Raw genomic sequence first — 22,538 nt, 5'->3', positions numbered from 1 at the left:
ACGATATTCGAGCCCAGCAGCGCAAAGTCACTCGCCGCGCTGGCCTCCGTTTGGCAAGCCACCGCTTTGATCGAGGAGCGCTTGCGATGTCTCCGGTACGGCAGCGTCCGAGCGCGTTTCGCGGCTCGCAAAAAGGCCACCATCTGGCGCGGTCTCCCCGCCGAGCGGTGGGACAATATCGCAATGGATTGGACTTGCCTCCCACAAGTCTTTCGCCACGGGCAGAGGAGAGATCTGCATGTTCGCCCACCAAGCTCTCTCGTCGCCATGCCGATGCAGGGCTTGGTGGTGAGACCGACAAAGCGGGACGGTGAACTCGTCGCTGACCTTGCGACCCAGCGTTCGCGGCTGGGCGAACTTCAGGTGATGGGCATCAACGGGGCTCTTCTTGCAGACGAGGCAGGCTTGGCTGCGGACGAACACCAGATGCTCCTTGTTGCGCCTTCGCGGCGGCTCCTTTGGAAAGGCGAGGTCGCTCGGTGCGTCGGCTATGAGTTCAGGAAGGGCGACTTGCTCGAACTGCTTCTGATAGGCGGCCTCAAGAATGTGAGCATCCGCCCCCCGAAGAGTGTTCTTGAGGGGGAGCGTGGTTTTGGCCCAGGCAAGTAATCCGTCGCCCTCCTCGTGGCGAGCGAGCTCGCCGATAAGCCGCTGCAGGAGCTCCGCGGATTGTTCAGCGGGTAAAACAGGACGGCGGTTCAGGACATCTTTCGGGGACTTTCCCTTCAATCCAAGTGCAGTCTGCGGCTCGATGGCAGCTGAAAGCTGTGTCGAGACATCAGGCGCATCTAAATCGTCTTCCCCGGCAATTCCGACGAGCGCGAACAGGGCATACCGGCGGGCATAGGTGAGCGCCGCGCCCATTCGGTGTGGCGCTTCGACGTCTTTGCTGGGGCAGACCGGAAGGTCCGAGGAGATCCATTCGCCGGAGGCGTGGGCCAGCAGGGTCGTCAGATGGATCTGGGCCGTGCCTTGCTCGATCCGGGTGGTCTGGATCGTTGCGATCTCCTGCTGGCTCAGCGCCTTGCGGACGATGTCGAGACCGGACGCGAGGGAAGCGTAGCGGAAGGTCCGATCCTCCTCCCGCGGGAATGACAATCGGATCACAGCGGTCAGCGTCTTCTCAGGGTTCACCAGTTCAGCCTGAGCGCGGGCGAGGGCGGCTGCGATAGTCCCGATCCTCTCACTTGACTGGTGCATCGGAGCCCTCCGTCACCTGCGCCTCGAAGCTGATCGCGCCAGACTTGGAGCGCTTGGCTTTGATCCCGTGGCCCGTCGCCTCCTTGGCATCCTCCGGCATGAGCTTTTTCAGATCGGCCTTGGCGGTCTCATGCTCGCCATGTGCGTCTCGGGTGCGGAGATATGTGGCCGCCAGCTCCGCCCATTGATTGGACGTGGACATGTCGACGACCTTGACCGCCGCGAACCGCGGACGGGGCGTGTCGATGTTGAACAGAACGGGCGGTTCGCCGCTCTGCACGCAGCGCCAGAACTTTCTCTCAGCCGTGAGGAGGAGATGCTGATAAAGCGGATCGGCGTTGATCTTGATTTCGACCCACTGACCTCCGCCCGTGATGATTGAGAGCACCGCAGAGCGAGCGGCGACAACCCACATGTTGTGTTGCAGCTGCGCCATGTGTTTTTCGGCTGCGGCTTCCTCGGAAAAATTCCAAGGGAGCATGAATTTTGACTCGAAGACAGCCCCCGTCTGCTCGACGCGGCCGTCAAGTGTTGCGGCCATCCAACGATGCACCGGATGAAAAATTCTTCGCTGAGCGTCAGTAATTAGATGGCCTGTGCTCATTTGGTACCATTTTAGGTTGAGGTTCTCAGTTGCAATGCCCATTTGGACCAGGAGATCGCCGGTCAAGTCTGCGGGAGAAATTTCGCCTCGCTTCTCCTTCCAGAGGCGCATCAGGTTGTTCTCGTTTGCCCCCATAATGATCCGCGCGTCGGAACCGCCGATGAAGCAGCGGCGGCTCATTGAATCAGCTAGTAATTCTGACGGCATCTTCGACCCTCCGGAGTTTGTTGTATTATTTATATAACATGATATGAAAAAATCAACGAATGACAATAGAATTGTTAGCGCGCAGCTGCGGGCCGCCCGCGCGTTGTTGCGCTGGAGCGCACTCGATTTGGCTCGTGCGTCAAAAGTTGGCGTTGCGACAATCCGGAGAGTCGAGGTGTTGGACGGCGAACTTCCGGTTACAGTTGCTAATGAGCAAGCGCTTCGGCGAGCCTTGGAGGGGGCCGGGGTTGAATTCATCGACGGAAACGGCGGCGGTCCTGGTGTTCGATTGCGTAGCTTGGAAGAAAGGCGAAAGCCTCCGTAGGCGGTAGACGATGATTGCGCGGCAGAGCCGTTGACTCCGTTCAGATAATGCTCGCGAGGGGCCGTCGCCGGTAGTTTTCGTCGGATACGAAAAACCAAGTGACTCTGAGGGGCGACGCAGCTAATCTGACTGGCGCGAGATTCGTGTTGAAGTGGGCTCCGATGGACCCCACCTTGCCTTGGCGGAACGCTGAGGCAACGGTTTCTGGCACAGACTCGTGTTGAACCGGGCTCCGACGGAGGCCGACGTTGTTTTTGGCGGACCGCTGGGACAACGGCTTTTTCCTTTGAAATTCAGGTCGGGATTGGTTGGTCGGCAGACTGCCTCCGCCTCTTCCGATGCGTCCGCTCGTGGCCAGTCAAACTGGAGGCTACGCGCGGCTTTATTTCTCATTCTAATCAGCCGGAGGATAATATGGTCGGACGATACGCCCGCAAAGATTCCGCTGTCGACCTTGCGTTTTTCGATACGCCACTCGTTCCAACCGAGAGGCGCGATGACCTGCTGTCATTGCGGCGGGCGCTTATTCAGGACATTAGGCCCGTCGGCATTCTCGAGGAAATCTTCGTCCTCGAGTTGGCGGGCCATATCTGGGAGATGCAACGGCTGGGGCGCTCTCGGACCCTGCTGATCAACCTCGCCATCGAGAACGCCCTGTGTGAGCTGATTTCCCGAATCTCCGACGATTTGGACGAGGCGGAGTGCGCCGCCTTGGCGCGCGCTTGGCTTACTGATTCACACGCCAAGCGCCAAGTGTTGAAGCTGCTCGCGGCTGTGAAGCTTGACGAGGAAGCCATCGTCGCGCGTGCGACGATGGACGTCTTCGAGGATCTCCAGCGGCTGGACCGCATGCTCTCGCAGCGGCAGGCCCGGCGCGAAAAGCTGCTGCGAAGCCTCGTCGAGTATCGGAAAAACTTCGCTGCCCAAGTCCAGCTGGCCATGGCTCGCACGCAGGACCGGCTTCTGCTCGAAACTACGGTCGCGCAAGCAAAGTCGTAGCCATGGCGAGCGAGCGGCAGATCGCCGCCAACCGGCGGAATGCGGCTAAAAGCACCGGACCGCGATCCGCTGGTGCGAAGAAACGCACCAGCCGCAATGCATTGCGTCATGGGCTCGCTGCGAGCTTTGCAGAGAATCCAGACGAGGTTGCGATGATCGATCAGCTTGCGCAGCAGATTGCGGGTTCCCGTCAGGAGCGCATCGCACTTGCATGCGCGCGAGACGCGGCGGTTGCTCAGTTTGACTTGGCTCGGGTCCGCCGAGCCAAGGCCGAGCTGATCCGCCAAGTTGCGGAATTTGGGTCGGTCGACCCGCCAGAGATCTTCAGCTCACCCAAGGCGGAGTGGCGTTACATCAAGGCCTCCTTGCGCAACAACAACACCTGGCTGCCGTTGCCGATACCGCCCGATCCCGCGGAGACCATGCCGGCCGACGCTCAGGATCGTGTGGCTGAGGCGATCCGGCGGGCGCTGCCCGAATTGGCCAAGCTCGAGCGCTATGAATCCCGTGCGATCGGCCGGCGTAACCGCGCGCTTCGCGCACTGCGGACAATGGAACTGACTCAACGGGACGAAGTTGAGTAAGTATCAGGTAACAATTCTAAGTAGGAATGGCAATTTTTTGCAAAACAAAGCCAATTTTTCGCTGTAAATTCAACATTGCCTGCAAATTCAACGTTGTCGGGCTTGCTGAGGCGTGCCTCCCTCGGGATTGATGACGTCGGCACGATGAGGAAGGGGCTGCCGACGCGTTGCATTGTCACGGGATGCCGCAAAGGGTGTAGCCGCTTTTGCTCAACACCGTGCCAGCGGCTTACCCTTGATCTCGGCGAGGATCGCGTCAGCGCTCGTCGGCGATCACCTTGCCGTCGTTCGGCAGCGCGCCGGGGCTGACCAGCTCGACCGTGCCGCCGAGCTTGGTCACGCCGCGCAAAGTGCCGGCGATCTCTTCGCGCAGCGCCTCGCTCGCGGCCGCCGTTTCCGCTCTCAACGTCATGGCGTCGGTCTCGCCTTGGCGCGTGACGACGAGGCGCAGTCTTCCGAGTGAAGCGTGGCGCTTGCCGATCTCTGCGACCTGCTCGGGGCGGACGAACATGCCCTTGATCTTGGTGGTCTGGTCGGCGCGGCCCATCCAGCCCTTGATGCGCATATTGGTTCGCCCGCAGGGGCTCGTGCCGGGCAAGGCCGCGGTGAGGTCGCCAAGGGCGAGCCGGATCCAGGGATGGTGCGGGTCGAGCGAGGTCACGACGATCTCGCCGACGTCGCCTGGCGTCACGGGATCGCCGGTGCCGGGCTTGACGATCTCCAGGATCAGATCCTCGTTCACGACCATGCCTTCGCGTGCCTCGGTCTCGAAGGCGATGAGACCGAGATCGGCGGTTCCGAAGGCCTGGTAGGCGTCGATGCCGCGCCCCCTAATCTCGGCCTGGAGCGAGGGCGGGAACGCAGCGCCCGAGACCACCGCACGCTTGATCGAGGAAACTTCACGCCCCGAACTTGCCGCGGCATCGAGCAGGATCTTCAGGAAATCCGGCGTGCCGCTGTAGCCGACCGGCCGGTAGGCCTCGATCAGTTCGAATTGCTGTTCTGTGTTGCCCGGGCCGGCCGGGATCACTGCGCAGCCGAGCGCGCGCGCCGACGCATCGAAGATGAACCCCCCGGGGGTGAGATGGTAGCTGAAGGTATTGAGGACGATATCGTCGGGACGGAACCCAGCTGCGAACAGCGCCCTTGCGCCGCGCCAGGGATCGGCCTGCCGCCCTTCCGGCTCGAAGATCGGGCCGGGGGAGGTGAAAAGGCGGGCGAACGAGCCCGGGGCCTCCGCCACGAAGCCTCCGAAGGGCGCAGAGGCCCTGTGCAAGGCGGGCAGTTCCGACTTGCGCAACACCGGTAGGTCCGCCAGAGCCGCCCTGGAGGTCACGGCGGCGGGATCGCAGCCTTTGAGCCGCGCGGCATAGGCCGGGGCGGCCATCGCGGCTCGCAGCACCTCCGGAAGGCGGGCGAACAGGTCGGCCTCGCGCGCGGCTTGCTCACGCGTCTCGCGGGCGTCGTAATGGGCGGTCATGGCTGTTCTTTCCGTGTTGGCATCCGTTGCGCACCGCCACCGGCATGGCTATCAGACCGCCATTGGCGAGGCTTGAAAGGGACCCGATGGCGGACGAAGGACTCATTGCGGCAGACGACGCGTCGAACGTCGTCGCACGCCTGAAGCGCCGCATGATCGACGAGGCGCTGCCGCTGTGGTCGACGGTCGGCTGGGATCACGCCGCGGGCGGCTTCATCGACCGGTTGCACCGTGACGGCGCGGCGGATGCGGCCGCGCCCCGGCGCGTGTTCGTCCAGGCACGCCAGATCTGGTGCTACGCCAAGGCGGCACAGATGGGTTGGTATCCCGACGGGCGCGCCATCGCGCTGAAGGGGCTGGAACACCTGCTGGCAAAAGCAAAGGCGCCCGACGGCCGGCCCGGCTATGTGCACCGGCTGACGCCGGACGGATCGGTGCTGGATGCCCGGCGCGATGCCTATGACCACGCCTTCATCCTGTTCGCGCTCGCCAGCGTCTATGCGCTCGACCAGGACGCGCAGGTCCGCGCCGAGATCGATGCGCTGCTCGCCTTCCTCGACAGCCATCTGCGCTCGCCGCATGGTGGCGTTCACGAGGGCCTTCCGGTCTCGCTGCCGCGCCGGCAGAACCCGCACATGCACCTGTTCGAGGCGATGATCGCGTGCTTCGAGGCGACCCACGATCTGTCGTTCCAGAACCGTGCCGGGGAATTCTTCGCGCTGTTCCTGGCCAACCTCTACGACAAGCAGAAGCACGTATTGTCGGAGTATTTCGAGGAGGACTGGTCGAAGATCGAGCCGGTCAGCGTCGAGCCGGGCCACCAGGCGGAATGGGTCTGGCTGCTGAAGGGTTTTGAACGCATTACAGGCTGCCCGACCCGCCAGCGGCGTGCGGAATTGCTGGAGACCTCGCTGCGCTATCGTGACGAGGCGACGGGCTGCCTCGTCGACGAGGGCGATGCGAGCGGCAACATCCGCCGCAGCACGCGCCGGCTGTGGCCGCAGACGGAGATCGCGAAGGCCTGGATCGCGCAGGCCGAGTCCGGCGAGGCGGGTGCGGCGGACGAGGCGCGCGCGGCGCTGGTGCGGCTCGAACGGCATTATCTCAGCCATCCCGTGAAGGGCGGCTGGTACGACCAGTTCGATCGCGACGGCAAATCGCTGATCGACACAATTCCTGCGTCGTCGTTCTACCATGTTCTCTGCGCGGTCACGGAAGCGGAGCAGGTGCTGGAGGGTTAAAGCCAGCGCTTGCGCCGCTTGAAGCTCTTGAGGTTCTTGAAGCTCTTGCGCTGGTCGCCGGCGCCGCCGAGGTAGAATTCCTTGACGTCCTCGTTGTCGCGCAATTCGTCGGCGCTGCCGTCGAGCACGACCTTGCCCTGCTCCATGATGTAACCGTGGCTGGCCACGGAAAGCGCAGCGCGCGCATTCTGCTCGACCAGGAGGATGGTGACGCCGAGATCGCGGTTGATCTTCTGAATGATCGAGAACACCTCTTTCACCAGCAGCGGCGACAAGCCCATCGAGGGCTCGTCCATCAGGATCATCTTGGGGCGGGCCATCAGCGCGCGGCCGATCGCGAGCATCTGCTGCTCACCGCCGGAGAGATAGCCGGCAAGGCCGGTGCGCTCCTTCAGGCGCGGGAAGTAGCTGAAGACCATGTCGAGGTCGGCATCGACCTCGCGGTCTCTGCGGGTAAAGGCGCCGAGCTTGAGGTTCTCGAGCGACGTCATGTCGGCGACGATGCGTCGGCCCTCCATCACCTGGAAGATGCCGCGGCGGACGATCTTGTCGGGATCGATGCCGTTGATCCGCTCGCCTTCGAACAGGATCTCGCCGCGCGTGACTTCGCCGTCCTCGGTCTTGAGCAGCCCCGAGATCGCCTTGAGCGTCGTCGACTTGCCGGCGCCGTTGGCCCCGAGCAGGGCCACGATCGCGCCCTTGGGCACGTCGAGGCTGAGGCCGCGCAGCACCAGGATGACGTCGTCGTAGACGACCTCGATGTTGCGCACGGCGAGGAGGGCGGCGGGGGCCACAGCGGTGGGAGTTGAGCGGGTTCCTTCAATGATTTGGGACATGCGTCTTCATTCTCCGCCGTCGTCACCCGCGAAGGCGGGTGACCCAGTATTCCAGAGGCGCCGGAGATTCATCGCGAAGCCGCGGCGTACTGGATCCCCCGCCTTCGCGGGGGATGACAGTTGTGTTTGGCGAACGGCGTGGCTCACCACCCCAGCAGTTCCGGCTTGCGCGGCAGCTCCACGGTCTTGACCTTCTCGAGCTTGATCGTGCCCTTGGCCATGAGATCGTTGAGGTCGCCATCGGTCGCACCCGAGATCTTGGTGCGATAGAGATCCACCTTCAGCGTGCCGCGGTGGTCCTTCTCGGTCCAGGTCGAGGGATTGCAGACGCCCTCCATGCCTGATGGCACCCAGTCCTTCTTCTGGTGGAAGCCCTTGGCGACGTTCTCGCCGGTGGCGCCGCCGTTCTTGGCGGCCCAGTCGAGCGCTTCCTTCATGTACAGCGCCGAGCAGACGGCCGCGACGTAGTGCACGGGACGATAGACCTTGCCGCTGGCGTCGGACATCTTCGAGATCTCCATCAGCGTCTTCATGCCGGGCGCATCGCCGCCCCAGCTCACCGCTGTACGCAGCGGGAAGATCACGCCGTTGGCCGCATCGCCCGCGGTCTTGGCGGCGTTCTCGTCCATGCCCCAGACGTTGCCGAGGAACTGGATCTCCACGCCGGCGGTCTTGCAGGCCTTCATCACCGAGATGTTGGAGGCCGCGGTGTTGCCGAGATAGGCGTAGTTGGCGCCCGAGGATTTCAGGCTGAGGCACTGTGCGCTGTAGTCACCGGGCGTCAGAGCGAATATCAGCGGCGGCAGCACCTCGAAGCCGAGCTCCTGCGCCATGGCTTCGCCGGCAGCCTTCGGCGCATTCGGATAGGGATGATTGGCACCCATGTGCACGAATTTGGGCTTGCCGGACTTGCCCTTGGCCTTCCAGTCCTCAGCCGCCCACATCAGCATCGCGCGCAAGGCGTCCGAATAACTCGGGCCGTAGAAGAAATTGTAAGGGGCGGGCTTGGCCTTGCCGCTGACGCCCTCGGGATCGGTCAGCGCCGCGGCGTAGGAGCCGGACATGTCGGGGATCTTGTCCTGGGCGAGGAAGCCGGTCAGCGCTTCGGTGTCGGCGGTGCCCCAGCCCATGATCGCGGCGACCTTGCCGTCCGGCGCCGACCATTTCTTGTAGAGCGCGATCGCGCGGGGCACCTGGTAGCCATAATCGTTGGTGTCGAGGTTGACCTGCTTGCCGCCGATGCCGCCGTTCTTGTTGACCCAGGCGAAGGTGTCGGCGACGGCCTGTCCAAACGGCGTGCCGACGTCGGAGGTGCCGCCGGAATAATCGGCGAGATGCCCGATCGCGATCTGCGCCTGCGCGCCTGCCGAGTATGCGGCAATCGCGAGCGCGAGCGAGGCGGTGCTCAAAAGGGACTTCATCTTCATGGGTCGGTTCCTCCTGTTTATTGTTTAAGTGAAGTTACCCGTGCTCAATGCGAGAACGGGTAGAGTTTCCAGTACGCCTTGATCTGCCGCCAGCGATGCGCGAGCCCGTCAGGCTCGAACATCAGGAATGCGATGATGATCACCCCGATCGCGATCTCGCGCAGGAAGGTGATGTTGTTGTTGAGCGACAGCGCCTTGTCGATCGCACCGCCCTTGAGATAGTGGCTGACGAACTCCATCGCCTCGGGCAGCAGCACCACGAAGGCGGTGCCCATCAGCGTGCCCATAATCGAGCCGGTGCCGCCGATGATGATCATGGCGAGGAACAGGATCGAGCGCTCGATGCCGAAACCTTCCTGCGAGACCACGAGCTGGTAATGCGCATAGAGCGCGCCTGCGATGCCGGCGAAGAAGGCGGCAAGGCCGAACGACAGCGTGCGGTACTTGGTGAGGTTGATGCCCATGATCTCCGCAGACAAATAATGGTCGCGGATCGCCACCAGCGCGCGGCCATCCCGCGTGCGCATCAGGTTGGTGACGAGGATGTAGCTCAACAGCACATAGGCGAGCACGACGTAGAAATACTGCCGGTCTCCCCGCAGCGTATAACCGAAGATCGAGAACGGCTCGGCGCTCGCCGGCACCGAGCCGCCCGAGAACCATTCGGCGCGGGAGAAGAAGTCGAGCAGGATATATTGCGCGGCCAGCGTCGCGATGACGAGGTAGAGCCCCTTCAGCCGCGCGGCGGGGATGCCGAAGATCAGTCCGACCAGCGCCGTCACGAGCCCCGCGAGCGGGATCGCGAAGAACACCGGGATCGGCGCGTTGTTGGAGATGTAGGCCGAGGTGAAGGCGCCGAGCAGGAAGAACGCGGCGTGTCCGATCGAGATCTGGCCGGTGAAGCCGACCAGGATATTGAGGCCGAGCGCCGCGATCGAGAAGATGCCGATCTGGATCAAAATGCTGAGCCAGTAGCCGCTGAAGAATTGCGGCGCGAGGCAGAGCATCGCGACGCCTGCTATCGCGAAGTTGCGGCTGGTGGTGGTCGGGAAGATCGTGGTGTCCGCGGCGTAAGTGGTGCGGAAATCACCAGCGGGGATGAGGGCAGGGCCGGCCATGGATCAGATCCGCTCGATGTCGTGGGTGCCGAACAGGCCGTAGGGCTTGATCATCAGCACGATGATGAGGACGTAGAACGGCGCGATCTCATAGAGATTGCCCCAGTGCAGATACTCGCTGTCGACATATTGGGCGACGTTCTCCAGCAGCCCGATGATGATGCCGCCGAGCACGGCGCCGCCGACGGAATCGAGCCCGCCGAGGATCGCCGCCGGGAACACCTTGATGCCATAGGCGGCAAGGCCCGAGGACACGCCATTGACCACGGCGACGACGACGCCGGCGACGGCCGACACCGTTGCCGAGATCGCCCAGGCCATCGCGAACACGCTCTTAACGGAAATGCCGAGCGACTGCGCGACCTGCTGGTTGAATGCGGTGGCGCGCATCGCAAGGCCGTACTTCGAAGCGCGGAAGAACCAGGCCATGCCGATCATCATGGCGACCGACACGACGAGGCTCATGACATAGACGGTCTGGATCTGCAGGCCGAACAGGCTGACCGACTGGCTCTCGAACACGCGCGGGAACGGCTGCGGATTGACGCCGAACATCCATTTCAGCGTCGCCTGCAGCACAGTGGAGAGGCCGATCGTCACCATGATCACCGAAATGATGGGCTCGCCGATCATCGGCCGCAGGATCAGGACCTGCACCGCGATGCCGAACACGAACATGAACACCAGCGTGATCGGCATGCCGATCCAGAACGGCACCTGGTATTTCGCGAGCAAGGCCCAGCACACCCAGGCGCCGACCAGCAGCAGCTCGCCTTGCGCGAAGTTGACGACCTGCGTCGCCTTGTAGATCAGCACGAACGACATCGCGACCACGCCATAGAGCGTGCCGACCACGAGGCCGTTGACCAGGAGCTGGATGAGGAAGGCGGTGTTCATTTATGGTCTCCTGCTGCACCCACATCGTCATTGCGAGCGCAGCGAAGCAATCCAGTATCTTTCCGCTGAGACAGTCTGGATTGCTTCGCTGCGCGCGCAATGACGGAGTGCATACGGGATAGCCCTGCCGCAAGCGGGGAGAGGCGAAGGGCGGCGCCCCGCGTGACGATCACCTGTGTCACTCCGCAGCCTCCGCCATGTGCCCGTGCCCGCCGAGGTCTACCACGCGGAGCGTCGTTCGCACGCGCTGCGTGGTGCCGTCCTGGAAGCGGATCACGGTGTCGACGGGGATGTTGGCATCGCCGCGGTAGATGGCATCGATGATGCCGGCGTATTTCTCGTTGATGACGCCGCGTCGCACCTTTCGCGTCCGGGTGAGCTCGCCGTCGTCGGCATCTAACTCCTTATAGAGCAGCAGGAAGCGCGAGATGCGCTGCGCCGGCGGCAGCGTGGCGTTGACGGTCTCGACCTCCTTCTGCAGCAGCGCATAGACCTCCGGCCGTGAGGCGAGATCGCTGTAGGTCGTGAAGGAGAGGCGGTTCTTCTCCGCCCATTTCGAAATGATGGAGTAGCGGATGCAGATCATGGCCGCGAGCGCCTCGCGGCCGGCACCAAGCACCACGGCTTCGGCGATATAGGGCGAGAATTTCAGCTTGTTCTCGATGAATTGCGGCGAGAAGCGCTCGCCGCGGGAAGTCTCGGCGAGATCCTTGATGCGGTCGATCACGACGAGCTGGTTGTTGGCGTTGAAATAGCCGGCATCGCCCGAGCACATCCAGCCGTCCTTGATGTCGGCGACGCTGGCCTCGGGATTCTTGTAGTAGCCGAGGAACATGTTGGGGTGCCGCACTACGATCTCGCCGACACCATGGACGTCGGCGTTGTCGATACGGATCTCGACGCTGTCGGCCATCGGCACGCCGGTGGTATCAGGGTCGACCTTGCCCTCCGGGTGCAGCGTATAGGCCCCGAGCAGCTCGGTCTGGCCGTAGAGCGTGCGCAACGGCACGCCCATGGCCTGGAAGAACTTGAAGGTGTCGGGGCCGAGCGCCGCGCCGCCGGTCGCGGCCGAGCGCAGCCGGGTGAAGCCGAGCCGGTCGCGCAGCGCGCGAAACAGGATCGCGTCGGCAAAGCCGGAGCGTTTGCCCTGTTCGAGCGCGGCGAGGCCCGACTTCATGCCGATGTCGAACAGGCGCTGCTTGAAGGGCGTCGCATCCATCACCTTGGCGCGGACATCGGCGGCAATAGATTCCCAGACGCGGGGGGCGAACAGCACGAACGTCGGTGCGATCTCGCGCAGATCGTTCATCATCGTGTCGGGCTCTTCGACGAAGTTGATCTTCATCCGGCAGAGCAGACCTTTGCCGAGCACGTAGACCTGTTCCATGATCCACGGCAGCGGCAGCACCGAGACATATTCGTCGTCGGGGCCCTTGGGGTCGAAGGCGAGATAGGTCGCGCAATGGCCGAGCACGCGGCCGGCGGCGAGCATCGCGAGCTTCGGATGCGAGGTGGTGCCGGAGGTGGTGCAGAGGATCGCGACGTCCTCGCCCTTGGTGGCGTCGACCAGTCTGTCGTAGAGTTCCGGCTCGCGTGCGGCGCGGGCGCGACCGAGCTCGGCAAACTTCTCCGCCGACATCAGGCGCGGGTCGTCGTATTTCCGCATCCCGCGCGGATCGGAATAGATGATGTGCTTCAGCTTCGGCACGCGTTCGGCGAGGGTAAGCAGCTTGTCGACCTGCTCCTCGTCCTCGGCGAAGACGAGCTGCGCCTCGCCATAGGTGAGGAGATAGGAAGCCTCCTCGTCCAGCACGTCGCGATAGAGCCCCAGGCTGAGGCCGCCAATGGCATGCGTTGCGACTTCTGCCGCGACCCAGTCCGGCCGGTTGTCGCCGATGATGCCGATGACATCACCGCGACCAAGGCCGAGCTCGACGAGACCGAGCGCGAAATCGCGCACGCGGGCCTGATAGTCGCTCCAGGTGAAGATGCGCCAGAGCCCGAGATCCTTCTCGCGCATTGCGATCTCGTTGCGGTGCTCCCTGGCATTGAGCCGGAGCATCTTCGGATAGGTGTCGGCCTGCGCGACGCGGCCCGCATAATCCATCATGCCGCGCTCTCCTGCGCCGGAGAGGCATCGTCGGGATCGACCAGCACCTCGTCCTCTTCGCCGAGATAGGCGCGCCTGACGTGGGGATCGGCGAGCACGGTCGCCGGATCGCCCTCGGCGATCTTCTTGCCGAAATCCAGCACCATGACGCGGTGGGAGATGTCCATCACCACGCCCATGTCGTGCTCGATCATCACCACCGTCATCCCGAACTCCTCGTTGAGATCGACGATGTAGCGGGCCATGTCCTCCTTCTCCTCGAAATTCATGCCGGCCATCGGCTCGTCGAGGAGGATCAGGCGCGGCTCCAGCGCCATGGCGCGGGCGAGCTCCACGCGCTTGCGCAGGCCGTAGGAGAGGGTGCCGGCCGTGGCCTTGCGCACCGACTGCAGATCGAGGAAGTCGATGATCTCTTCCACCTTGCGGCGGTGCTCGAGCTCCTCCTTGCGCGCGCCGGTGAGCCAGTACAGCGAGCCCGTGAGGAAATTGTTCTTCAGCAGGTGATGGCGGCCGACCATGATGTTGTCGAGCACGCTCATGTGGTGGAACAGCGCGAGATTCTGAAAGGTGCGGCCGATGCCGAGCGAGGCGCGGGCATTCGGCGTCAGGCCGGTGATGTCGCGGTCCTGATAGAACAGCTGGCCTTCGGTCGGCTTGTAGCGGCCGGAAATACAGTTCACGATCGAGGTCTTGCCGGCGCCGTTGGGGCCGATGATCGAGAACAGCTCGCCTTCCCTGATGGCGAAGCTGACATCGGTCAGCGCACGAACGCCGCCGAATCGCAAGGACACGCCGCGCACTTCGAGACTGGTAGCCACCAAACGAATCCCTCCCGGTGATGGCGCTTGATTGGCGCTCTTCGTCCGTTCCTGTCAGGCGATCCTAGTACGGTCGTGCCGGCCAGACCATGCAGCTATTGGTCTCGACCGGACCGGCCCACCTTCGTTCCCGTGAGGGATCAAAAGCCGCATCGCCCGAGGTGGTCCTCAATAGGGGAAAGCGCTATTTTGAAATGTCTCCGGCCTGACAATTCTGCGACAAAGTTTGTCGGGCCGAGCGGCTCTTCATCTTTCGTCGGATGGGTAGCCGAAGCGACTCTGTTGCAGTGCAACAGAAGCATGGAGTGACAGAACGGTGCGGCTGGCTTCGAGATCATGATTTCAGAGGATCATCTGAAGCGCGTTGCCGCCTGGTCGCGCGAGCTCACACAAGCCGAGATCGAGGTCGCGCGTGCCGGAATCACCGAGCGGTCCTACGGCACCGGCGAGAGTGTGTTCATGCGCGGTGATATTTTTGCCTATTGGGCCGGCATGGTGAGCGGCCTTGCCCGGATGGGCGGGGTCTCGCGCGACGGCAAGGAGACCAGCCTTGCCGGGCTGACGGCAGGGGCCTGGTTCGGCGAGGGCAGCGTGCTCAAGAACGAGCCGCGCCGCTACGACGTGGTCGCGCTGCGCGACAGCCGCGTCGCCCTGATGGAACGCAGCGCCTTCATGTGGCTGTTCGAGAACAGCGTCGGCTTCAACCGCTTCCTGGTGCGCCAGCTCAACGAGCGGCTCGGCCAGTTCATCGGCATGCTCGAGGTCAACCGCACGCTCGATGCCACCGCGCGCCTCGCCCGCAGCATCGCATCCCTGTTCAACCCGATTCTCTATCCTGAATCGACCGCGCATCTGGAGATCACCCAGGAGGAGATTGGCGCGCTGTCCGGCATGTCCCGCCAGAACGCCAATCGCGCGCTGAACCGGCTGGAGAAAGAGGGGCTGCTGCGGCTGGAATATGGTGGGGTCACCATCCTCGATATCGGGCGGCTCGGGAGCTACGGCGAGGAACGATGATCTGCGCATTTACGGTGCTTCCGTGCTCATAGAGTTCGACCATCGCGCGTCGGACTCGCCTTACGTCGAGAGGGTATGGCGTAGCCGGAGCCGGCGTGGCGGCTCGTTCCTGTCGATGGCCGAGGGAAATATCGAGCTTGTGGTCACCAGGCTCCCGGAGCTTATGGCGGTGACGCTCCGAGGGCCGGTCACCCGCGGGACACTCGTCGAATGTCCCGCGAACGGCGAATGGCTCGCGATTCGGTTTCGGCTGGGAACCTACCTGCCGCAGATACCGACCAGCGCACTGATCGACCATCAAAACATGCAGCTGCCGGTGCTGCCCAACGGCCGTTTTCTGTTTTCTGGTCTGAGCTGGGACATTCCAGGCTACGACGATGCGGAAAGTCTCGTCGCCCGCATGGCCCGCGGGGGTGTCATCGCACGCAGCCACGCGACCGATGCGGCGATCGAGGGCGACGTCGACTGGATGAGCCGGCGTTCGGTTCAGCGCCACTTTCGCCGCGTTACGGGCATGACGTTCAGCAGCCATCAACAGATCCAGCGAGCGCGTCACGCCGCGGCCTTGCTGGTGAGCGGCAGCTCCGTTCTCGACGCGACATCGGGCGCCGGCTATTTCGATCAGGCCCATCTCACCCGCGCGGTCAGGCAACTGATCGGCATGACGCCTGCGCGCCTCTCGCGCGAACGGCCGCAATTGTCGTTTTCGTACAAGACGACTACTTCCTGACCGCAATATCTCTGGATCGCTCCGGCCTCGCTATTGGAGCGAACATCGGAGGAGCGCTGCGGTGAGTTTTAAGGCCTATCTCGACAATATTCAGGCCAAGACCGGCAAGAGCCCGGACCAATTTCGCAAATGGGGCAAGGACCGGGGTTTTTCGACCGGGACGGGACTGGCGGCCGGCGTGAAAGCGGGTGCCATCGTGGCCGCGCTCAAGGACGAGTTCGGCCTTGGCCACGGCCATGCGATGGCCATCGTCGCGCTTCTCAAGGGGAAGGCATCGTAGGTGATGACAATGTACAAGTCGAGACATGTGGCCGGCTCCGTCATGAGCGGGCTCGTGATTGCCTTCATGCTGTTTGATGCCGGGATGAAGCTCGTCCCGTTGGACGTCGTGATCAACGCGTCCGCCGAGCTCGGCTATCCTCCCTCGGCCGATTTGGCGCGCGCGCTGGGCGTGGTGGCGCTGGCCTGCACCGCGCTCTACGCCCTGCCGCGAACGTCCGTGCTCGGTGCGATCCTGCTGACCGCCTATATGGGCGGCACCGTGGCGGTTCACTTGCGGGTCGGCAACCCGCTCTTCAGCCATATGCTGTTCGGCGTCTATCTTGCCGTTTTTGCCTGGGGCGGTCTCTATTTGCGCGATTCGCGTGTGGCGGCGTTGCTTCCGCTGAGATCGCCGCCGGCGAAGGTCTGACGTCGTTGCGCAGACGCCGTCATCGCGCATTGGCCGGCGCGTGCACCGGCCAGAGGTCGGCACGCCAGCGGATCGCGATCGCCAGCATCGCGACGAATCCTGCGACGGCATAGAGCGAGCCCGTCGCGGAATACCCGATGACGTCGATCAGGCTGCCAGCCGCGAGCAGTCCGATCGGCAAGCCATAGATCACCATCATGCGCACGCCCATGACGCGGCCGCGCAGATGTGCACTCGCGGTGCGCATCAGGATGACGGCTGCCGAGATCATCGACATGCTCTGCGCGATGCCGGCGAGGAGGAGGCAGGCCATCGCCACCGGCATGGTCCTGACCTCGACGAAGACCAGCAGCATGGCGTACCAGGCCAGCGTTGCGCCGATCAGAAGCCGCGCAATGCGCACGCCACCGACCAGGCTGAGCGTAATGGACCCGATCAACGAGCCGACGGCGAAGCTCGCCGAGAGATAACCGAGGCCGGTCTGGTCGGTATGAAAGATCTCCCGCGCGATGTAGGGCAACAATCCGCCCGTGAAGGGAAATGCGGTGAGGTTGGCCAGGAAGGCGACGCACAGCGCCGCGCGCATTCCCGGGCCGTTCCAGGCATAGACGATCCCCTCTTTGAGGTCGCCAAACAGCCGCGAAACGGCGTGGCTGTTTGCGGGAAAATCGCTCGTCGTGACCGTCCTTTTCGGCCGGGTCAGGCAGAGCATGAGCAGCGCTGCGGTGAAGTAAAGGCAGGCGACCGCCACATAGACAAGGCCGATACCGAGCACGGCGAACAGTCCGGCGCCCGTCAACGCTCCGGCAATGCGCGCGCTGTCCTGGGTTGTGCGCGCAACGCTGATGGCGCCCACCAGCTGCTCGGCCGGCATGATATCGGCGAGCAGCGCGCCGCGAACGCCGAGATCGGAGGGGCGAATCAGGCCCATGATCGTGACGATGATCATGACGCTCAGCGGCGACAGATGACCGCTCAGCGCCAGGACCACGATGGTCGACGAGAGCGCCGTATAGGCAAGACGCATCGCGACCAGGAGATCGCGATGGCCGATGCGGTCGCCGATCATGCCGAACACGGGCGCGACCAATGTTCCGACGAACTGGAGTGAAGCGAGCACGGTGAGCAGCAGCACCGAGCCGGTCTCGACGATGATGTACCAGCCGAGCACCAGCGTCTCGACCTCGAAGGCCCAGGAGGTGAGCAGGTCGGACGGCCACTGGAAGCGGTAGTTGCGGATGCGGAATGGCGCGAGCGCCGAAGGTCGTGCGGTGGCGCTCACGACGCGATGACGCGTGTCACGGCGATTCCCTTAACGTTTGTTGTTTCTTCTTGCGGTCGCGCAACCTAACGCTGGCGATGCCGGTGTCAATCGCAGCCGCCGCAGGCCGCCCCCGCGCTCGGCTCTTACCTCGCTGGGCTTGCCGCCTTCCTGTCGGCCAACGCACTTGCCATGGCCGAGATCAGGGGACGCATGAAATAGGCTTCGTCAGCCGGCGAGACGTCGGTGCGCAAGCCATGCGCTGCGAGCTCGCCGGAAACCGCCGGGCCGACCGATGCGATCAATGTGCGTTCGAGACCTGCGCGCAGCTTCGTCTCGCTGCCGTGCGCCTTGGCAGCCTCGATCAGCCGGCGGACCTGGCCGAGATTGGTGAGGGCGATCGAGTCGATGCGTCCCTCTGCCATGTCGTCAATGGCGGCGACGATGCTGGCATCGGCCGCCTTGGAATCGTAGACGTAGGGCAGCACGGTATCGACGGTGGCACCTTGCGCGGCCAGCGCGCCGGTCAGCGCGCTGTGGTCCTTGTCGGGATAAAGCTGGAGACCGAGGCGCCGCCCCTTCAGGTCGAGCTTGGCCAGCATCTCGATCACGCCTTCGGAGGTCGGCTTCTCAGTGGTCTGCTGCGCCTCGAGGCCGATCTCGCGCAATGCCTTGCCCGGCTTCGGGCCGCGGGTAAATTTTCGCGCTTGGGCGAGCACAGCGATAAGGGCGGCGTCGAGCCCACGGGCGCGGGCGAGCTTCATGATGCGGCGCAGGCCTTCGCCAGTCATCAGCACGAGATCGTCGAACGGCTTGTCGATGGCACGGCGGATCCAGGCCTCGACTGGCGCCGGATCCGGTGCATCGCGGATGGTGAACATCGGGCACTGCACGACCTCGGCGCCTTGCTCGGCCAGAAGCTTGGAGAACTGCGCCTCCTCGCGCGTTTCCAGGATCAGGATGCGGTAGCCGTTCAAGCGGTCGGCCATGGGGATGCTCCGGTGAGAATTCGCAATTGTCCGTTCATCCTGACTCCGCGCTTGGGATTGGCGCAAGGGCGGGGTCGGTGCTAGAGCAGGGCGCAAATCGCTGGATCGTTCCGCTGCACAAACCTTCATCAAGAGCCGAGCCTTGCCCGACCATCAATATGTTCTGACCCTGTCCTGCCCGGATCGCCCCGGCATCGTCTCGGCGGTGTCGACGTTTCTTGCTCATAACGGACAGAACATCCTCGACGCCCAGCAATTCGATGACGTCGAGACCAAGAAATTCTTCATGCGGGTGGTGTTCACCGCAGCCGACCTTGCCGTGGAGCTGTCGGCGCTCCAGACCGGCTTTGCCGCGATCGCCGAGCGTTTCGGCATGGAGTGGCAGATGCGCGACCGCGCCGCGCATCGCAAGGTGATGCTGCTGGTGTCGAAGTCCGACCACTGCCTGGTCGACATCCTCTATCGCTGGCGCACCGGCGAATTGCCGATGGTTCCGACCGCGATCGTCTCCAACCATCCACGCGAGGTCTATGCCGGGCTCGATTTCGGCGGCATCCCCTTCCACCACCTGCCCGTCACCAAGGAGACCAAGCGCGAGCAGGAGGCGCAGATCATGGACCTCGTCGGCAAGACGAAGACCGATCTGGTGGTGCTCGCCCGCTACATGCAGATCCTGTCCGACGATCTCTCGGCAAAGCTGTCGGGGCGCTGCATCAACATCCACCACTCGTTCCTGCCGGGCTTCAAGGGCGCCAAACCCTATCACCAGGCCCATGAGCGCGGCGTCAAGCTGATCGGCGCCACCGCGCACTACGTCACGCGCGACCTCGACGAGGGCCCGATCATCGACCAGGACGTCGAGCGCATCAGCCATCGCGACACGCCGGAAGATCTGGTCCGCAAAGGGCGCGACATCGAACGCCGCGTGTTGGCGCGGGCCATTCGCTACCATCTCGACGACCGCGTCATCCTCAACGGCCGCAAGACCGTGGTGTTCGTGGATTAGCGCACCGCGTTGCCCGGATTTGTCCCTGGCGCGCCCTTCTGGGCCTGCTCTTCCTTCTCGCGATCGGCCGCCGGCATCAGCCGCTTGCGCTCGCGTTCCTTCATGTAGGCGTCGTATTGCGGCGTGCCGGGTCGCGGCGGCGCATCGGCGGGCAGGCCGCCGGCCCATTGCGGGACGTAGTCGCCCATGCCGGCGGAGAGCTTTTCATTGACCGTCCCGCAGCCTGCAAGAATGGGAGCTAACAGGGCAACTGCAGCGGCGATCGAAAGCGAACGGGAACTCATAGACATCTCTGGTCGTGCCCGATCGGGCACGGATGGAGGAGCGCTGGATAGGCGTCAGCGGCGAACCATAGCTCTCAATATGTAAAATTGGCCTATTCGAGGGTGGGCGAAGCTGTATACAGATAAGGTATTATAGTAGGCGATTTTAGCGCTTGATGGGGTGGCTGCAGTTGGTACGGTATACATCGCGTATTTGTCGTTCGATACCCGCGCAGGGGCTTTTTCGTTGACAGGACCAGTTTATTTGTACAATCGTACAAATATCATCCCGCCGTCGTTGAGGCAGATCGTGCGGCTTGCGCCGAATGGTCGCCCAACGTCCGATTGACAACGGGGTTGCAGAGGACGCCATGTGGCCGCACGGCATGGCTTGTCCGTCAGTGAAGCGCGGCAAGGACCGGGCACTCGGTCCGCCGCACAAGAGGTGAGGAATGAAGGGGAGGGACATCTGATGTTCGAACGCAGGATTTTTTCACGCACCGCAGCGGTCGTTGCCATCGCGGGACTTGCGGCCGTCGCGCCCGCCAAGGCGGAAGACGCGGTCAAGATCGGGCTGATCCTGCCGATGACCGGCGGTCAGGCCTCGACCGGCAAGCAGATCGAGAACGCGATCAAGCTCTACATGCAGCAGAAGGGCGACACCGTCGCCGGCAAGAAGGTCGAGATCATCCTGAAGGACGACGCTGCGATCCCGGACAAGACCAAGACCGCCGCGCAGGAGCTGATCGTCAACGACAAGGTCAATTTCATCGCCGGCTTCGGCGTGACTCCGGCCGCGCTCGCCGCAGCGCCGCTCGCAACGCAGGCCAAGATCCCGGAAGTCGTGATGGCGGCGGGCACCTCCATCATCACCGAGCGTTCGCCCTATATCGTGCGCACCAGCTTCACGCTGGCGCAGTCCTCGACCATCATCGGCGACTGGGCGGTGAAGAACGGCATCAAGAAGGTCGCGACGCTGACTTCGGACTACGCGCCGGGCAATGACGCGCTGAACTTCTTCAAGCAGAACTTCACCGCCGGCGGCGGCGAGGTGGTCGAAGAGGTCAAGGTCCCCCTGCAGAACCCCGACTTCGCCCCGTTCCTGCAGCGCATGAAGGATGCCAAGCCCGACGCCATCTTCGTGTTCGTGCCGGCGGGCCAGGGCGGCAACTTCATGAAGCAATATGCCGAGCGCGGCCTCGACAAGGCCGGCATCAAGGTGATTGGGCCCGGCGACGTCACCGACGACGATTTGCTCAACAATATGGGCGACGCCGTGCTCGGCACGGTCACCGCGCATCTCTACTCTGCGGCGCATCCGTCCGCGATGAATAAGGACTTCGTCGCGGCCTACAAGAAGGCCTTCGGCAACCGTCCCGGCTTCATGGCGGTGAGCGGCTACGACGGCATCCATCTGATCTACGAGGCGCTGAAGAAGACCGGTGGCGACACCAACGGCGACAAGCTGATCGAGGCGATGAAGGGCCAGAAGTGGGAGAGCCCGCGCGGTCCGATCTCGATCGACCCCGAGACCCGCGACATCGTTCAGAACATCTACATCCGCAAGGTCGAGAAGGTGGATGGCGAGCTCTACAACGTCGAGTTCGCGACCTTCGAGGCCGTCAAGGATCTCGGCAAGACCAAGAAGTGACGCGCGAAAGCGCGTCATCCCGGGGCTCTCTCGGCATGCTCGCCTTACCTCTCCCGCTTGCGGGAGAGGTCGGCGCAAAGCGCCGGGTGAGGGCTCTCTCCTCTGGGGGAGTCTTCGTGTTGAAGCACCCTCTCCCCAACCCTCTCCCGCAAGCGGGAGAGGGAGTGCAGCACGGCCCTTGGCCAATTTGAGATGACCCTCGACTGCTGATGACCGCAATCCTCACCAACCTGTTCGATGGCGTCGCCTACGGCATGCTGCTGTTCGTGCTCGCCTGCGGGCTCGCGGTCACGCTCGGCCTGATGAACTTCGTCAATCTCGCCCACGGCGCCTTCGCGATGGCGGGGGGCTATACCTGCATGGTGCTGGTCAACCGGATGGGCTGGCCGTTCTTTGCCGCCCTGCCGCTCGCTTTCGTCTCCTCGGCTGCAATCGGCATCGCGCTCGAACGGACGCTGTACCGTCATCTCTACACCCGCAGCCATCTCGACCAGGTGCTGTTCACGATCGGCCTGACCTTCATGTCGGTGGCGGCCGTCGATTACATCCAGGGTTCCTCGCGGGTCTTCATCAATCTGCCCGCCGCGCTGCAGGGCCAGTTCGACCTGTTCGGCGTCGGCATCGGTCGCTACCGGCTCATGATCATCGTGATCTGCGGCCTGCTGACCATCGCGCTTCAAATGGTGCTGGCGAAGACGCGCTTCGGCAGCCGCCTGCGCGCGGCGGTCGATGATCCCCGCGCGGCGAGCGGTCTCGGCATCAATGTGCCGCAAGTGTTCGCCTTCACCTTTGCCTTCGGTTGCGGGCTCGCCGGCCTCGGCGGCGCGCTCAGCGCCGAGATCCTCGGCCTCGATCCGTATTTCCCGCTGAAGTTCATGATCTACTTCCTGATCGTGGTCACCGTCGGCGGCTCGTCCTCGATAACAGGCCCGTTCCTCGCCTCGCTGCTGCTCGGTATCGGGGACGTCGCCGGCAAATATTACGTGCCGAAGATGGGCCCCTTCGTGATCTACACCATGATGATCGTGATCCTGATCTGGCGACCGAACGGCCTGTTCGGCCGCACGGCCGCGCGTTGAGTTCA

At 63.5% G+C, this 22,538-nt stretch carries 22 protein-coding genes; 10 read left to right on the top strand and 12 right to left on the bottom strand.

The features are described 5' to 3' along the window. Positions 1 to 27: 27 nt before the first annotated feature. Both N2602_RS27285 and N2602_RS27280 read right to left on the bottom strand, forming a co-directional pair. Entirely contained in the window at positions 28 to 1,200 is a 1,173-nt protein-coding gene (locus N2602_RS27285) for an ERF family protein (RefSeq protein ID WP_260379994.1), read from the bottom strand. Next, entirely contained in the window at positions 1,184 to 2,011 is an 828-nt protein-coding gene (locus N2602_RS27280) for a YqaJ viral recombinase family protein (RefSeq protein ID WP_260379993.1), read from the bottom strand. The genes N2602_RS27285 and N2602_RS27280 overlap by 17 nt, the downstream gene beginning before the upstream one ends. Positions 2,012 to 2,750: 739 nt before the next feature. Here N2602_RS27280 and N2602_RS27270 point away from each other — a divergent pair. Beyond that, positions 2,751 to 3,335 carry a hypothetical protein gene (locus tag N2602_RS27270; protein ID WP_260379991.1) on the top strand — a complete coding sequence of 195 codons (585 nt, stop codon included), beginning with the start codon at positions 2,751 to 2,753 and terminating at the stop codon, positions 3,333 to 3,335. Between the two features lie 2 nt (positions 3,336 to 3,337). Then, positions 3,338 to 3,919 (top strand): hypothetical protein, encoded by a 582-nt coding sequence (locus tag N2602_RS27265; RefSeq protein ID WP_260379990.1) that lies wholly within the window; start codon positions 3,338 to 3,340, stop codon positions 3,917 to 3,919. 256 nt (positions 3,920 to 4,175) lie between these two features. On the opposite strand, the gene N2602_RS27260 is transcribed toward N2602_RS27265, so the two are convergent. Further along, on the bottom strand, positions 4,176 to 5,399 hold the full coding sequence (locus N2602_RS27260; protein WP_260379989.1) for a phenylacetate--CoA ligase family protein: 1,224 nt from the start codon (positions 5,397 to 5,399) through the stop codon (positions 4,176 to 4,178). Between the two features lie 86 nt (positions 5,400 to 5,485). On the opposite strand from N2602_RS27260, the gene N2602_RS27255 reads away from it, so the two are divergent. After that, positions 5,486 to 6,640 carry an AGE family epimerase/isomerase gene (locus N2602_RS27255; RefSeq protein WP_260379988.1) on the top strand — a complete coding sequence of 385 codons (1,155 nt, stop codon included), beginning with the start codon at positions 5,486 to 5,488 and terminating at the stop codon, positions 6,638 to 6,640. Here the strand turns inward: N2602_RS27255 and N2602_RS27250 are convergent. The 6 genes from N2602_RS27250 to N2602_RS27225 all read right to left on the bottom strand — a co-directional run bounded on the left by N2602_RS27250 (position 6,637) and on the right by N2602_RS27225 (position 13,846). Then, complete coding sequence (locus N2602_RS27250; RefSeq protein WP_172785338.1) at positions 6,637 to 7,476, bottom strand: ABC transporter ATP-binding protein; 840 nt, start codon at positions 7,474 to 7,476, stop codon at positions 6,637 to 6,639. The genes N2602_RS27255 and N2602_RS27250 overlap by 4 nt on opposite strands. A gap of 143 nt (positions 7,477 to 7,619) precedes the next feature. After that, positions 7,620 to 8,903 (bottom strand): ABC transporter substrate-binding protein, encoded by a 1,284-nt coding sequence (locus N2602_RS27245; RefSeq protein WP_172785337.1) that lies wholly within the window; start codon positions 8,901 to 8,903, stop codon positions 7,620 to 7,622. 44 nt (positions 8,904 to 8,947) lie between these two features. Further along, positions 8,948 to 10,021, bottom strand: coding sequence for a branched-chain amino acid ABC transporter permease (locus N2602_RS27240; protein ID WP_260379987.1), 1,074 nt, complete (start codon positions 10,019 to 10,021; stop codon positions 8,948 to 8,950). Positions 10,022 to 10,024: 3 nt separating this feature from the next. Beyond that, on the bottom strand, positions 10,025 to 10,918 hold the full coding sequence (locus N2602_RS27235) for a branched-chain amino acid ABC transporter permease (RefSeq protein ID WP_018643253.1): 894 nt from the start codon (positions 10,916 to 10,918) through the stop codon (positions 10,025 to 10,027). A 178-nt stretch (positions 10,919 to 11,096) separates the two neighbouring features. Further along, on the bottom strand, positions 11,097 to 13,028 hold the full coding sequence (locus N2602_RS27230; RefSeq protein WP_260379986.1) for a long-chain fatty acid--CoA ligase: 1,932 nt from the start codon (positions 13,026 to 13,028) through the stop codon (positions 11,097 to 11,099). Beyond that, the gene (locus N2602_RS27225) at positions 13,025 to 13,846 is read right to left on the bottom strand and encodes an ABC transporter ATP-binding protein (RefSeq protein ID WP_172785334.1); all 822 of its coding nucleotides are present in this window, start codon (positions 13,844 to 13,846) and stop codon (positions 13,025 to 13,027) included. Before N2602_RS27225 ends, N2602_RS27230 begins: the two co-directional genes overlap by 4 nt. 336 nt (positions 13,847 to 14,182) lie before the next feature. Here N2602_RS27225 and N2602_RS27220 point away from each other — a divergent pair, with 336 nt between their 5' ends. The 4 genes from N2602_RS27220 to N2602_RS27205 all read left to right on the top strand — a co-directional run bounded on the left by N2602_RS27220 (position 14,183) and on the right by N2602_RS27205 (position 16,284). Next, on the top strand, positions 14,183 to 14,863 hold the full coding sequence (locus N2602_RS27220) for a Crp/Fnr family transcriptional regulator (protein WP_172785333.1): 681 nt from the start codon (positions 14,183 to 14,185) through the stop codon (positions 14,861 to 14,863). Between the two features lie 115 nt (positions 14,864 to 14,978). Further along, complete coding sequence (locus N2602_RS27215) at positions 14,979 to 15,593, top strand: helix-turn-helix transcriptional regulator (RefSeq protein ID WP_260379985.1); 615 nt, start codon at positions 14,979 to 14,981, stop codon at positions 15,591 to 15,593. A 61-nt stretch (positions 15,594 to 15,654) separates the two neighbouring features. Further along, positions 15,655 to 15,873 carry a DUF4287 domain-containing protein gene (locus tag N2602_RS27210; protein WP_172785331.1) on the top strand — a complete coding sequence of 73 codons (219 nt, stop codon included), beginning with the start codon at positions 15,655 to 15,657 and terminating at the stop codon, positions 15,871 to 15,873. Positions 15,874 to 15,882: 9 nt separating this feature from the next. Next, positions 15,883 to 16,284 (top strand): DoxX family protein, encoded by a 402-nt coding sequence (locus tag N2602_RS27205; protein ID WP_409241845.1) that lies wholly within the window; start codon positions 15,883 to 15,885, stop codon positions 16,282 to 16,284. 19 nt (positions 16,285 to 16,303) lie between these two features. Here N2602_RS27205 and N2602_RS27200 read toward each other — a convergent pair whose 3' ends face one another. Next, positions 16,304 to 17,566, bottom strand: coding sequence for an MFS transporter (locus N2602_RS27200; protein WP_260379983.1), 1,263 nt, complete (start codon positions 17,564 to 17,566; stop codon positions 16,304 to 16,306). Between the two features lie 125 nt (positions 17,567 to 17,691). Continuing rightward, on the bottom strand, positions 17,692 to 18,534 hold the full coding sequence (locus N2602_RS27195) for a uroporphyrinogen-III synthase (protein ID WP_212260192.1): 843 nt from the start codon (positions 18,532 to 18,534) through the stop codon (positions 17,692 to 17,694). A 142-nt stretch (positions 18,535 to 18,676) separates the two neighbouring features. On the opposite strand from N2602_RS27195, the gene purU reads away from it, so the two are divergent. Next, on the top strand, positions 18,677 to 19,540 hold the full coding sequence (gene purU, locus N2602_RS27190; protein ID WP_172785327.1) for a formyltetrahydrofolate deformylase: 864 nt from the start codon (positions 18,677 to 18,679) through the stop codon (positions 19,538 to 19,540). Here the strand turns inward: purU and N2602_RS27185 are convergent. Continuing rightward, positions 19,537 to 19,830, bottom strand: a complete 294-nt coding sequence (locus N2602_RS27185; RefSeq protein ID WP_260379982.1) for a hypothetical protein — start codon at positions 19,828 to 19,830, stop codon at positions 19,537 to 19,539. The two genes, purU and N2602_RS27185, sit on opposite strands and share 4 nt — an antisense overlap. A gap of 445 nt (positions 19,831 to 20,275) precedes the next feature. On the opposite strand from N2602_RS27185, the gene N2602_RS27180 reads away from it, so the two are divergent. Next, entirely contained in the window at positions 20,276 to 21,454 is a 1,179-nt protein-coding gene (locus tag N2602_RS27180) for an ABC transporter substrate-binding protein (protein WP_212260194.1), read from the top strand. Between the two features lie 209 nt (positions 21,455 to 21,663). After that, a complete protein-coding gene (locus N2602_RS27175; protein ID WP_260379981.1) occupies positions 21,664 to 22,533 on the top strand; it encodes a branched-chain amino acid ABC transporter permease in 870 nt (289 codons plus the stop codon). Positions 22,534 to 22,538: the final 5 nt, after the last annotated feature.

It is taken from the genome of Bradyrhizobium sp. NC92, assembly GCF_025200865.1.
Classification (GTDB): domain Bacteria; phylum Pseudomonadota; class Alphaproteobacteria; order Rhizobiales; family Xanthobacteraceae; genus Bradyrhizobium.
Note: the sequence above shows the minus strand (reverse complement) of the source record. Positions and strands in the feature narration are given on the sequence as shown.